Source organism: Pseudoselenomonas ruminantium (assembly GCF_900104055.1).
Lineage (GTDB): Bacteria > Bacillota > Negativicutes > Selenomonadales > Selenomonadaceae > Selenomonas_A > Selenomonas_A ruminantium_C.
On record NZ_FNJQ01000023.1, the window covers coordinates 1 to 12,427 of the forward strand.

A 12,427-nucleotide genomic window follows, 5' to 3' on the forward strand; every position below is an offset into this window, starting at 1 on the left:
CGAGGACTGCGAATTTTGTAATTTTTACAGACATCCAACAGACTCCCTTCACCATTCAAGTAGGAAAGAACCGCTTTTGTCTTCACTTCTGCTGTATAAGTACGATTCTTCTCATATGGCAGGAATGCAGCTTCCCCTTCAGCCTCGTACTGCTTAATCCATCGCTGAATGGAGGCAAGACTTACCTCTAGCTCACGAGCTGCGGCTCGTTGTCCAATTTTTCCAGCTAAGTATTTGCGGATAGTTTTTAATTTATCTTTCGCTGACACTTTTGACTTGTGTAACATAAAAAATACTCCCCCCAATGATGACAGTTTAATTTTTTTACTGTCTCTCATAAGGGGAGCATATCAAATTTCGACCAGTCAAGCCTCACTATTGTACTTATTCTTTTATCTCATAGCCGCAACAACTGCAAATGCCTTTTCTGCCGCTACAATGGTGCGGTCGATGTCCTCATCCGTATGAGCACCGCTCATAAAGAGAGTTTCAAACTGGGACGGGGCAAGGTAGATGCCCTGTTCGAGCATGGCCTTGAACCAGACTTTGAATTTCTCCTGGTCGGCGTTGCAGGAGTCCTCGTAGTTCAGCACATCCTTCTCGCTGAAGAAGATGCCGAACATGGAGCCGGCCTGATGGGCCTGGATGGTAACGCCGGCTTCTTTGGCTTTTTCCAGCCAGCCCAGCAGCAGTTTCTTCGTCTTTAAAGTCAGCTCACGGCTGTAGTCGGCCTTGCCCTCTTCGGGTTCGGCGGTGATGATCTGCAGGGTTGCGAGGCCTGCAGTCATTGCCAACGGGTTGCCCGAGAGGGTGCCAGCCTGATAGACCGGGCCAGACGGGGAAACCTTGGCCATGATGTCCTTGCGGCCGCCATAGGCTGCCACGGGCAGGCCGCCGCCGATGATCTTGCCAAGGCAGGTCAGGTCCGGCGTGATGCCGTAGGCTGCCTGCGCGCCGCCCAGGGAAGCGCGGAAGCCACACATGACTTCATCAAAGAGCAACAATGCGCCGTGTTTTTCGGTAAGTTCACGGAGCTTATGCAGATAACCCTGCTGGGGCAGAACAAGCCCCATATTGCCGGCCACCGGCTCGACAATGACAGCGGCTACCTGGTCGCCCACTTCATCCATCACCTTCGTGATTGCGTCCACATCATTGTAGGGCACGGAAATGGTGTCCTGAGCCGTGCCCTTGGTTACGCCCGGCGAACTCGGCACGCCGAAGGTAGCCATGCCGGAACCGGCGTTGACGAGCAGGCTGTCGCTATGACCATGGTAGCAGCCGATGAATTTGACAATCTTTTCCCGCCCCGTATAGCCGCGCGCCAAACGCAGGGCGCTCATAGTGGCCTCAGTGCCGGAGTTGACCATGCGGATGGTTTCGATGGAAGGATAGACTTCCATCACGAGCTTGGCCAGTTCCGACTCGATGCAGGTCGGCGCACCATAGCTTGTACCACGGGTGGCGGCTTCCTGCAAAGCTTTTACGACTTTGGGATGGGCATGGCCTACGACCATCGGGCCCCAGGAACCTACATAGTCGATGTATTCATTGCCGTCGATATCGTAAATCTTATCGCCTAAAGCATGGTCGATGAACGGCGGATTGCAGTCCACGCTCTTGTAGGAACGCACGGGGCTGTTGACGCCGCCAGGCATGAGGTCCTTGGCTTCGGCAAAGGCGGCGGCAGATTTTTCCAGATTAAGCATTGGCATCCTCCTTCAGCCAGCGGGCTGCATCCATGGCATGATAGGTAATGATAATATCTGCCCCAGCCCGTTTCATGGAAAGCAGGGTTTCCATCACGATACGCTTTTCGTCAATCCAGCCATTCTTAGCCGCAGCCTTGACCATCGCGTACTCACCGCTGACATTGTAGACAGCAACCGGATGATGGATATGGTCACGCACCTGACGGACTACATCGAGGTAAGCCAGAGCCGGCTTCACCATGATGATGTCAGCGCCTTCGGCAATATCGAGGTCTACTTCCTTGATAGCTTCATGGGCATTGGCCGGGTCCATCTGATACTGACGGCGGTCACCGAAAGCCGGGGCACTGTCAGCCGCATCACGGAAGGGACCATAATAGCCCGAAGCGTATTTGACCGCATAGCTCATGATGGATACATTCTGGAAGCCATTTTCGTCCAAAGCCTCACGGATGGCAGCCACACGGCCATCCATCATATCGGAAGGCGCGATGATGTCTACACCACACTGGGCCTGGGATACGGCCACCTTCTGCAGGAGCTTCAGCGTCGCATCGTTATCCACATAATGACCTTCGAGATGTCCGCAATGACCGTGGTCAGTGTATTCGCACATGCAGACATCGCCCACGATCATGAGTTCCGGAATCTCGGCCTTAATAGCCTTGATGGCGCGCTGCACGGGACTCGTCATATCCCAAGCACTGCTACCATCAGCATCCTTGTATTCGGGAATGCCAAATACTTCTACGGAAGGGATACCCAGTTCCCAGCACTCTTTGGCGGTCTTGACGGCTTCATCCACCGACAGATGGAAACATCCCGGCATGGAGGGGATTTCCTCGCGGACTTTTTCGCCCGGCACCACAAACAGCGGATAGACAAAATCCTTCACCGACAGGCTGGTCTCGCGCACCATAGCCCGCATAGCGGGGCTGATGCGCATACGGCGCGGACGGAGTTTCTGTTCATACATGACTAACATCTCCTATTATTTGCAAATGGCTTCTACCAAGCCATCAATGGTATATTCTTCTGCTACGATGTCCGGCTCAATGCCCAAAGATTTAGCCGTATCGGCAGTGATGGGGCCGATGCAGGCGGTCTTGACATCCTTTAAGAGTTCTGCCGAACCGATGATTTCCACGAGGTTCTTGACCGTGGAAGAACTCGTGAAGGTCACCATATCGAACTGGCCGTCTTGGATCTCAGCGGCCAGCGCTTCGCCGTCCACCTGACCGCAGACCGTGCGGTAAGCGGCGGCGACTTCGACTTCGGCGCCCATTTCCTTGAGTTTTTCCGGCAGGATTTCCCGGGCCTCTGCGGCGCGGGGAATCAGGATTTTCGCATGGGGCGGCAATTTACCCTTCAGGGCTTCCAGCACACCTTCTGCCCGGTATTCAGCCGGAACTACATCGGCGTTCAAGCCGTATTGATGGAGTTTCTCTGCCGTAGCCGAACCGATTGCGGCAATCTTAGCATAGCCCAAAGCACGGGCATCCTTGCCGGCCTTGAACAGGCGGGCAAAAAAACGGCCTACGCCATTGGCGCTCGTGAAGATCAGCCAGTGATAATCCTGCAGATGGTCAATGGACTTATCGAGCGCCGCATAGTTGTCAGCCGGATCAGCCATAGAAATTGCCGGCGCTTCGAATACCTCTGCTCCAAGGTTCTCCAATTTCGCCGTAAGTTTGGATGCCTGACTGCGTGCTCTGGTTACGAGAATCCGCTTGCCAAACAGAGGTCGCTGGGAGAGATTATCGAACCACTGCAGGCTGTCGCGCAGCTTGACCACTTCGCCTACGATAAAGATGGCCGGCGGCTTGATGCCGTTCTTGGCCACATCCTCAGCGGCCTTGCCCACGGTGGTCACAAGCGTGCGCTGTTCCGGCTTGGTTCCCCAGCGGATCACGGCAGCCGGGGTATCGGCACTGCGGCCGTTTTCGATCAATTTGCTCGTGATATGCGGCAGGTTGGCTACGCCCATCAGGAATACCAGCGTATCCACGCCCGTGGCCAGATGTTCCCAGCGCATATTGCTTTTACCCTTGGTCGGATCTTCATGCCCTGTCACCACGGCAAAGGAAGTCGCTACCGCCCGATGGGTTACGGGGATACCCGCATAGGCCGGCACAGAAATGGCCGATGTGATGCCCGGCACGATTTCAAAGGGCAGATTGTTTTCGCGCAAAAGCAGCCCTTCTTCGCCGCCCCGGCCAAAGACGAAGGGATCGCCGCCCTTGAGGCGTACGACACATTTGCCTTCTTTTGCCTTGTCCACCAACAGCTGATTGATGTCTTTCTGTTTCATCGTGTGATTGCTGGAGGCCTTGCCCACATAGATGTATTCGGCATCGTCCGGGGCCCAGCGCAGGATGCGGTCATCAGCCAGACGGTCATAGACGACGACGTCTGCCATCTTGAGGCAATCCACTGCCTTCATGCTGATAAGCCGGTAATCTCCGGGGCCTGCACCTACTAAATAAACCATTCCTGCCATATTGTCATCCCTTTTCTTTATTTTTCTGTCAACAAGCCTAATTCTTGTAAGATTTCTTTTCCGCCGGCGGCGAGGAGTTTTTCGGCCAGTGTTACGCCGAGTTTTTCCGCGTCTTCGACCTTGCCGCTGATTTTGTCACGGTAGAGGCGCTGGCCGTCGAGCGAGGCAATCACGGCTTCTACCTGAATCTCTTCTTTTTCGGCGGGTACGGCATAGACGCCGACGGGGACCTGACAGCCGCCTTCTACGCGGCTTAGGAAGGCGCGCTCGGCCTTGGCACAGTGTACTGTGGCTTCGTCATTGAGGAAAGCGAGCATTTCCCGCATTTCCTTGTCATCCGCGCGGGTTTCGATGGCCAAAGCTCCCTGTCCGACAGCGGGCAGTACCATATCCCGCGGCAATACTTCGGTAATGCGCTCGCCGAAGCCCAGACGTTTGAGGCCGGCTACGGCGAGGATGATGGCATCGAAGTTCTCGCTTTCGAGCTTGGCCAGTCTTGTATTCACATTGCCCCGTAGGTCGCAGATATTGAGGTCCGGACGGGCATGCAAAAGCTGTGCCTTGCGGCGCAGGCTCGAAGTACCTACTTTTGCGCCACAAGGCAACGCGTCAAATGTCTTGAATTTGGGGCTGACCACGGCATCACCGGGATCAAACCGCTTGGTGATGGCGGCAAGGCACAAACCTTCCGGCAGTTCTGTCGGCATGTCCTTGAGGCTATGCACCGCTAAATCGATGCCGCCGTCCAGCATGTCCATTTCGAGCTCTTTGGTAAAGAGCCCCTTGCCGCCAATCTTGGCCAGGGGGGCATCGAGGATCTTATCCCCCTTGGTGGTCATCAGTTTCAGTTCTACGGTAAGTCCCGGATATTCCTCCTCCAAACGGCCTTTTACGTATTCTGCCTGCCATAACGCCAGCTTACTGCTGCGCGTACCGATAACAATCGTGTTCTTCACTGTTTGCCGTCTCTCCTATCGTATCCAGTTTAAAAAGCGCCCGCATGGCTTCGATGTAAAATTCTTCTTGTTCCGTGCCTGCGGCGGAATTGAGTTTCATCATGGGCATGCGCAGGATCTTGCGCACGATCATGCGGCTCATATGCTCAACCTGCCGCCACTGCTCCTCATTGAGGTCCGGCAGTTTGGAGCTGGCCCGTTTGACCTCCCGGGCGCGGATGCGCTCACAGCGGTCAGAGAGCCTGGCCATCAACGGACGGAAGGACAGATACTGGAAGCGCTCCATGATGGAATCCACTTCCTCCTGCACGATCTTTTCGGCCCGCTTGGCCTCGTGGCGGCGCTCTTCAATATGCTCGTCCACTACTTCTTCCAATGCGTCAATATTGTAAAGGGTTACGCCCTTGATTTCCCCGACTTCCGGATCCACGTCACGGGGCACGGCAATATCGATCAGGAACAGCTGCCGGCCCTTGCGCTTGGTCATCAGCTGGCGGGTTTCCCATGGTTTGATCACATAGTGGGGCGCACCTGTGGAAGTCACGATCACATCCACATCCACGGCCCGCTTCATGGCCTCTTCAAAGGGCACGGCTTCACCATTGAACTGCGCGGCCAGGAGTTCCGCCCGCTCGATATGGCGGTTGGTCACATAGATTTTCTTCACGCCATGGGATATGAGGTGCTGGGCCGTAAGTTCGGCCATCTTCCCGGCGCCGAAAATCAACGCACTGGCCTCATGAAGCTCGCCCAAGGCCTCGCGTGCCAGTTCTACAGCCGCATAGCTCACGGATACGGAATTGAACTGGATGCGGGTTTCCGTGCGCACCCGCTTGCCCGTGGCAATGGCCCGATGGAACAGGGTGTTGAGCACCGTGCTCGTCGTACCCGCCTCCCGGCTCATGGCATAGGCTTCCTTGACCTGCGAAAGGATCTGTCCTTCGCCCAATACCAGCGAGTCAAGGCTCGATGCCACCCGAAACAGGTGGTCGATGCATTCTTCATCAGCATAGTGATAGAGATATTCGTCAATATTTTCCTCATTGCCCGTGAGGTCGAAGAGGAACTGCTTCAAGGTGGCTAAATCCCGATCTGCCTTCTCCACCACAGCATACATCTCGCTGCGGTTGCAGGTGGATAATACCACCGCTTCCAGAATCCCTTCATACTCCCCTAAATTGGCCAAACCGCTCTTTACAGCCGCTTTGGGAATGGAAAAACGCTCACGCACATCAACGGGCGCCGTCTTGTGGTTGAGCCCCAGCATCAATAATTCCATTTCTTACCTCTTCCTCCGCCTGGTCTAACTGACCAGCTCTCACTAAATCAATCACACGCTGCGTCAGCGCCGTCCGCCAGAGCCGCTCATGCTCCCGACTGCCGCCCGGCCTCCCCTTGACTTCCTGACGCAATACCATCAACCGTTCTAAAAAATCTCCGAATTCTTTTGGATATTCCAGCTCCAGCCGCTCACGCAGGAGCTTGGAAAATGCGGGACTGCCACCGCCTGTGGAAACGGTCAGCAGCATATCGCCCCGCGCCACCTTCGAGGGCACGGAAAAGTCCGTCCGTTCCGGTGCCGCCGCCGCATTGACCAGCGCGCCAACTTCCTTGGCCTCGGCAATGGCGGTAAGATTGGCCATCTTATCATTGGCCGTACAGAACACCAATAGCGGCTGTAGATGCAGCAGCATGCCCGGGTGATAGTCAGATTTCTGCCAATCCAGCTGACCGCTCAGGGCCAATTTCTGCAAGCCCTCCGACAGCTTGGGGGCAATGATGGTAACCTTTGCTCCGGCAGCCAGTAAATCCCTGACCTTGCGGCCCGCTACCTGACCGCCGCCAATGACCACGCAAACTTTATCAGTCAGATCGAGATTCAGCGGATACAGCACGATGATCACCTTCCACGCTTTCGTGAATACCTCTCAATTACGAATCGGATTCATATTTTTCTACTATTCCTATTATACCTTATACAAGCACGAAAAAAAAGCAGAAATCTACAATTTTTAGACTTCTGCTTTTGGATATTCACACGAAAAATGCGCCCTTTTTTCCCTTATTCCAGGGAGATGATCTTGTTCTTCAGCACATAGACCAAAGCCTGTGTACGGTCCTCTACTTTGAGCTTCCGCAGGACTCTCGTCATATGGTTCTTGACGGTTTTCTCACTGAGCCCCAGGGCTTTGGCAATGTCCTGATTGGAAAAGCCCTTGGCCACGCATTCGAGCACATCCATTTCCCGGGAGGTCAGCCGTTCGCCGCGACTCTCGTCGAGGATTTCCCGTGCCCGGCTCTCCACATCATCGGTCACCGTAGCGCTGCCAAACAGCCGCTCTGCCAGTTCCGGATAAACGAAGGCATCTCCGGCATTCACCACATGGATGGCCTTGATCAGCACAGCCGGCTCCACATCTTTGAGCAGATATCCCAGCGCACCGTTCTTGAGCATTTCCAGCACATAATTATCGCTGTCATGAATTGTCAGGGCGATGATGCGGGTTTCGCATTCTGCCTGCTTGAGCTGCTTGACCACTTCCAGCCCGTTGAGCCCCGGCATATTGATATCCAGCAGTAGCACATCCGGCTGCAGCATCAGCGTTCTGGCTACTGCCTCCTGGCCATCCTCGGCCTCACCGATCACCTCAAAACCGTCCTCGAAGTTCAGGACACGCTTGATGCCCTGTCGCAGCAACGCATGGTCGTCTGCTATCAAAATCTTAATGGCCATAATCTATTCCCCTTTACCAATTACCATAACTATTATGCATACATATTATAGCACAATTATATCACAACACATGGGCCTTTAGGAATATCATGACCTCGGATTCCGTATGGCTGTGCTGGACATTCCGGAACAACAGGCGGAAAAAAGGCAGATCGCCCAGAATAGGTATCTTGCTCATGGCCCGGGACTCCTCACTGCCGATCAGGCCGCCAATCACCATGGTCTCCCCATCCTGCAGGCGCACGATGGTATCAGCGCTGCGGCGATTGAAACGGTAGGCCTTCAGATCCGGCACGTACTCCGGCGTGCTGACCTCCGTATGCACCTCAGTGGTGATCTGGCCGTCACTGTTGACGCGCGGCGTGCAGCGCAGGATGATGCCCGCCTGCCGATAGGTCACGGTATTCGTCGTGCTGTTTTCCGACACAGTCTGAGTAGGCACCGGCACATCACCGCCGATATTGATGATGGCTTCATGCCCCTGAATGGTGGTGATATTCGGTCTGGCCAGCAGCTTTGCCTTGCCTTCTGTCACGAGGGCATTGACCTTCGCCCCGAAGTAGAACTCGAAGGGATATCCCTCCGGTCCATGCCCGAAGCGGATAATGCCCGGAATACTGCCCGTTTTGCCATTATAAGTACGCCGGGTTTCAACCTCCACCCGCTCATTACTCTTGCCGGCATTGCGGTAGGTCTTGCTGTGCTCCGGATACTGCGGCAGTTTCGACCATTCCCATTCAATGCCCAAATTCTTCGCTGCATTGCGGGAAACAGCTACGACTTCCGCCTCAATGCTGACCTGCCTGGCTGGGATATCCACCTGCTGCATAGCCTGCTGTACCTTTTGTGCCTCCGCATCCGTACCATAGAACAATACCGCACCCGCGGATTCATCCACCATGACACGCGAAGCACGGCTTTCTGTGGGAGCCTCCTGTTCCGAAGCCGCCTTTGTTTTTCTTGTGCTATTCTTTAAATTCGTCGTTTGGGACTTTTTTCCTGCTTCAAAAAGAGATAAATTGGCAATTTTTGCTAGATCAGCCGGCCGGGCATACTGCGCCTTATACATATGCACCCGCCGCAGGGCATTGTTTTGGCCAGGAGCAGTCACCACATAAACATCATCGTATTTTTCCAACAATAGTCCCTTGGATGCTGTGAGCAGTTCCAGGAGCTTTTCCGGCTCGGCCTTGACATTGATGGTGACTGTGCTGCTGATATTATCTGCCAGCAGCAGGTTGAAACCGCCCATGCGGGCCACGGACATCAGCACGGCACCGGTAGCAGCATTTTCCACATGCAGGCGTACCGGCGCCGCCAGAACATTTGCCTGTCCGCACAAGGCCAGGGCACAAAACAGCCGCGTGATTTTCCTGCGTATTCCGTTCATCATTTCACCCCCATAGCAGCCATTGTCAGGGGCAGCCTTCGCACCTGGCCATGACCTGCCAATGTCACCGATTCACGGCCGATCTCCGTCACCTGCCAGCCGGCCACCGTCTCGCCACAGGCAGCTGTCACCGTGCTGTTTCCCGTTTGCAGCAGCGCCAGCCGTCCGCCCGCACCTTCCACGATGCCGCAGAGGACAAGATTTGTTTTTCTCCCGCTATTTGCCGGTGCAGTGGTTTTCCCCGCTGCCGGCTTTGGAACCGGCACTGCTATGTTCTCTTTTGGCTCCGTCCTGGCAGCATCCAACTTTCCGGTGACTGTGTCCCCTTCCCGTTCATGCAGTAGGGAAAAGGGATTGCGCAGCTCCTGTACCTCATTTGCCCGCGCCAGCCCCTTGATAACCGGAGGCTCCGCAGGCATTTCTGCCTGCCGCTCGTTTTCGTGCAGCACAAGCGGAGGCTCCTCTGCCGCCCCGGCATAATAAGCCCCTGCTCCTCCGGCTAATAATAGAAAAACACTCCCGTAAATCAATGGCCTGCGCCATCTCGCGTCCCGTAAATCCATATCGTCGCCTTCTTTTGTCCATGACTGACGGAACATTTTCTTTTATTATAAGCCAAAGAATTATAATACGCAATAAGCCCGTGGGCTGGTGATTTTTTCCGCAGCGTTTGATGCTTTTTATCAAAGCGGAGGAAAATATTACCAGCCCACGGGCGTCTTAGCATATATACCTTAGCACATAGTCATCAATTCTTCAGCACCAGATCCGCATCAGTCAGCGTCCCATCTTTGGCTTTCCGGCTAAGCTCTGCCGTGGCCGTAAACAGTACGTCACTGGAACTATTGAGCGCCGTTTCGCAGGAATCCTGCAGCACACCGATGATGAAACCGACACCGACCACCTGCATGGCGATATCATTGCTGATACCAAAGGACGAGCAGGCCACCGGGATCAAGAGCAGCGAACCGCCGGCCACACCGGAAGCACCGCAGGCGCCAACCGTGGCGATGATGCAGAGCAGCAGTGCCGTGGGCAGATCCACGTCAATGCCCAGCGTATGCGCACATGCCAGCGACAGCACTGCAATGGTGATGGCCGCACCGCTCATGTTGATGGTTGCACCGAGCGGAATGGATACGGAATACGTATCCTTGTGCAAACCTAAACGTTCACAGAGTTCCATGTTCACGGGGATATTGGCCGCCGAACTTCTCGTGAAGAACGCATAGAGGCCGCTTTCCCGCAAGGTCGTCAGTACCAGCGGATACGGATTGCGATGGATATGCATATAGACGATCAGCGGGTTCATGATCAGGGCTACCGAGAAGAATGCGCCCAAGAGCACCGCCAGCAGGTGGAAGTAACCCATGATGGCATCGGCGCCATTCGTGCCAATGGCATCGGCCACGAGGCCCATGATGCCGAACGGTGCCAGACGGATTACCCACTGCACCAGCTTCGTCACCGCCTTGGCAAAATCATCCAAAGCAGCCTTCGTCGACTCCGAAGCACCGCGCAGAGCCAGACCAGTCAGCACACCCCAAGCCAGGATACCGATGTAATTGGCATTCGCAATAGCATGGATGGGGTTGTCCACCACATTCAGCACGAGATTGTGCAGGACTTCCAGGATACCGCTGGGCGGCGTGAGTTTGGCATCGGCCAGCTGCAATTGCAGACTGGTGGGAAAGGCAAAGGAATACGCCACCGCCACCAAGGAAGCAAAAAACGTCGCCAAAACATAGAGCCGTATAATGGGCTTCATGGAAGCACTGGCATTCGCTGTTTTTTGCGCCATGGCATTCATGACCAGAACAAATACCAGGATTGGCGCCACGCCTTTCAAGGCCCGGACGAACAAATCACCAAAGATCGCGACCACAGGCACCATTCCCGGTGCGGTCAACGCGATGATGATACCAATTACTAAACCAACTGCGATTAGCTTGATCAGGGCAGTTTCCATATATTTCCTGCCGACTTTTCTAAACATGCTAATCATCCTCCTTCATGATTAATCTTGTATTACGATAAGTGCGTTCACCTATATTATACAAGTGTTAGTATATACTATACTTTACACTTTTGCAAGAGAATACGATAAAAATGTTTCTTCACAGTGAACTATTGCCATTAAAAACAGAAAACTGCGTACACATTTTGCGGATGTGTACGCAGTTGGTGGACATGATATGGTGACATTATCACAATATCGCTTCATTTTGTAATTCAATCAGATAACGCCCTACGGCATCCTGCCAGCGGGGCAGCAGCCTGAAGCCATTCTCTGTGAGCTTTGCCGTGCTCATGCGGGAGTTTTTCGGCCGCACAGCCTTGGTAGGATAAGCTGAGGAATCGACGGGCGTAACCGTGACTTCCCTGCCCGCCTGACGGAACACCTCGGCGGCCAGCTCTGCCCAGGAGCAGAAGCCTTCGTTGGTCGCATGGTAAACACCATACTTCTCCGTATGGACCATATCGGCCAGCAATACCGCCAGGTCGCGGGTGTAGGTTGGCGAACCGATCTGATCGTTCACCACGGTGAGTTCCTTGTGGCTCTTAGCCAGATTCAACATCGTGCGAATGAAGTTCCGGCCATGGATGCCGAAAACCCAGGAAATCCGCACGATAAAATACTGCGTGAGGATTTCCTGCACCGCCTCTTCCCCGGCCAGCTTGGAGCGGCCATAGACGTTCGCAGGCCCCTTTGCTGCATCCACAGCGTAAGGTTCTTCCCCATCACCGGGGAACACATAGTCCGTGCTGATGTAGACCAGCTTGGCACCGATTTCAGCACAGGCCCGTGCAATATGGCGGGTACCTTCCGCATTGATGGCCTGACAGAGTTCCGGCTCATCCTCGGCCTTATCCACTGCGGTATAGGCGGCACAATGCACGACCACATCCGGCTGATAATCTTTGATATATTTTTCCGTGGCCGCACCATCCGTCAGGGAGAAGTCCTTGCTGGATACCCCCTGCACCTCTACGCCCCGGCTTAGGAACTCATTTACACAATCATGACCTAATTGGCCTGTCACCCCTGTGACCAAAACCTTCATTAAAAATTCATCCTCTCCATACATTCCGCTTAGTTCAGCTTTTCTCAATGTTTATGTAAATTCTACACAA

The 12,427-nt window shown here is 54.3% G+C and carries 12 protein-coding genes; all 12 read right to left on the reverse strand.

The genetic code is table 11. The annotated features are described in order from the left end of the window. Nucleotides 1–287, reverse strand: a 287-nt coding sequence (locus BLQ59_RS10160; protein WP_176756682.1) for a helix-turn-helix domain-containing protein, incomplete at its 3' end; no start/stop codon positions are given. Between the two features lie 105 nt (nucleotides 288–392). Continuing rightward, nucleotides 393–1,709 (reverse strand): glutamate-1-semialdehyde 2,1-aminomutase, encoded by a 1,317-nt coding sequence (gene hemL, locus BLQ59_RS10165; protein ID WP_074572795.1) that lies wholly within the window; start codon nucleotides 1,707–1,709, stop codon nucleotides 393–395. Next, nucleotides 1,702–2,688 carry a porphobilinogen synthase gene (gene hemB / locus BLQ59_RS10170; RefSeq protein WP_074572796.1) on the reverse strand — a complete coding sequence of 329 codons (987 nt, stop codon included), beginning with the start codon at nucleotides 2,686–2,688 and terminating at the stop codon, nucleotides 1,702–1,704. Before hemB ends, hemL begins: the two co-directional genes overlap by 8 nt. Before the next feature lie 15 nt (nucleotides 2,689–2,703). Continuing rightward, entirely contained in the window at nucleotides 2,704–4,212 is a 1,509-nt protein-coding gene (cobA, locus tag BLQ59_RS10175) for a uroporphyrinogen-III C-methyltransferase (RefSeq protein ID WP_074572797.1), read from the reverse strand. Between the two features lie 17 nt (nucleotides 4,213–4,229). After that, complete coding sequence (gene hemC / locus BLQ59_RS10180) at nucleotides 4,230–5,168, reverse strand: hydroxymethylbilane synthase (RefSeq protein WP_074572798.1); 939 nt, start codon at nucleotides 5,166–5,168, stop codon at nucleotides 4,230–4,232. Further along, a complete protein-coding gene (hemA, locus tag BLQ59_RS10185) occupies nucleotides 5,131–6,447 on the reverse strand; it encodes a glutamyl-tRNA reductase (RefSeq protein WP_074572799.1) in 1,317 nt (438 codons plus the stop codon). The genes hemC and hemA overlap by 38 nt, the downstream gene beginning before the upstream one ends. Then, nucleotides 6,401–7,072: a precorrin-2 dehydrogenase/sirohydrochlorin ferrochelatase family protein gene (locus BLQ59_RS10190; protein ID WP_081342536.1), complete on the reverse strand. Its 672-nt coding sequence runs from the start codon at nucleotides 7,070–7,072 to the stop codon at nucleotides 6,401–6,403. Before BLQ59_RS10190 ends, hemA begins: the two co-directional genes overlap by 47 nt. A gap of 158 nt (nucleotides 7,073–7,230) precedes the next feature. After that, a complete protein-coding gene (locus tag BLQ59_RS10195; RefSeq protein WP_074572800.1) occupies nucleotides 7,231–7,902 on the reverse strand; it encodes a response regulator in 672 nt (223 codons plus the stop codon). A 61-nt stretch (nucleotides 7,903–7,963) separates the two neighbouring features. Next, entirely contained in the window at nucleotides 7,964–9,295 is a 1,332-nt protein-coding gene (locus BLQ59_RS10200) for a secretin N-terminal domain-containing protein (protein ID WP_074572801.1), read from the reverse strand. Continuing rightward, complete coding sequence (locus BLQ59_RS10205; protein ID WP_143005335.1) at nucleotides 9,292–9,855, reverse strand: hypothetical protein; 564 nt, start codon at nucleotides 9,853–9,855, stop codon at nucleotides 9,292–9,294. Before BLQ59_RS10205 ends, BLQ59_RS10200 begins: the two co-directional genes overlap by 4 nt. 185 nt (nucleotides 9,856–10,040) lie before the next feature. After that, nucleotides 10,041–11,288, reverse strand: a complete 1,248-nt coding sequence (gene sstT, locus BLQ59_RS10210) for a serine/threonine transporter SstT (protein WP_074572803.1) — start codon at nucleotides 11,286–11,288, stop codon at nucleotides 10,041–10,043. 211 nt (nucleotides 11,289–11,499) lie between these two features. Next, complete coding sequence (rfbD, locus tag BLQ59_RS10215; RefSeq protein WP_074572804.1) at nucleotides 11,500–12,357, reverse strand: dTDP-4-dehydrorhamnose reductase; 858 nt, start codon at nucleotides 12,355–12,357, stop codon at nucleotides 11,500–11,502. Nucleotides 12,358–12,427 lie beyond the last annotated feature (70 nt).

Bases quoted from the DNA above. Each gene is read 5' to 3' on its own strand.
- hemL (WP_074572795.1), bottom strand. From the start codon at position 1,709: ATGCTTAATCTGGAAAAATCTGCCGCCGCCTTTGCCGAAGCCAAGGAC.
- BLQ59_RS10200 (WP_074572801.1), bottom strand. From the start codon at position 9,295: ATGATGAACGGAATACGCAGGAAAATCACGCGGCTGTTTTGTGCCCTG.
- rfbD (WP_074572804.1), bottom strand. From the start codon at position 12,357: ATGAAGGTTTTGGTCACAGGGGTGACAGGCCAATTAGGTCATGATTGT.
- BLQ59_RS10195 (WP_074572800.1), bottom strand. From the start codon at position 7,902: ATGGCCATTAAGATTTTGATAGCAGACGACCATGCGTTGCTGCGACAG.
- hemA (WP_074572799.1), bottom strand. From the start codon at position 6,447: ATGGAATTATTGATGCTGGGGCTCAACCACAAGACGGCGCCCGTTGAT.
- cobA (WP_074572797.1), bottom strand. From the start codon at position 4,212: ATGGCAGGAATGGTTTATTTAGTAGGTGCAGGCCCCGGAGATTACCGG.
- sstT (WP_074572803.1), bottom strand. From the start codon at position 11,288: ATGTTTAGAAAAGTCGGCAGGAAATATATGGAAACTGCCCTGATCAAG.
- hemB (WP_074572796.1), bottom strand. From the start codon at position 2,688: ATGTATGAACAGAAACTCCGTCCGCGCCGTATGCGCATCAGCCCCGCT.
- BLQ59_RS10205 (WP_143005335.1), bottom strand. From the start codon at position 9,855: ATGGATTTACGGGACGCGAGATGGCGCAGGCCATTGATTTACGGGAGT.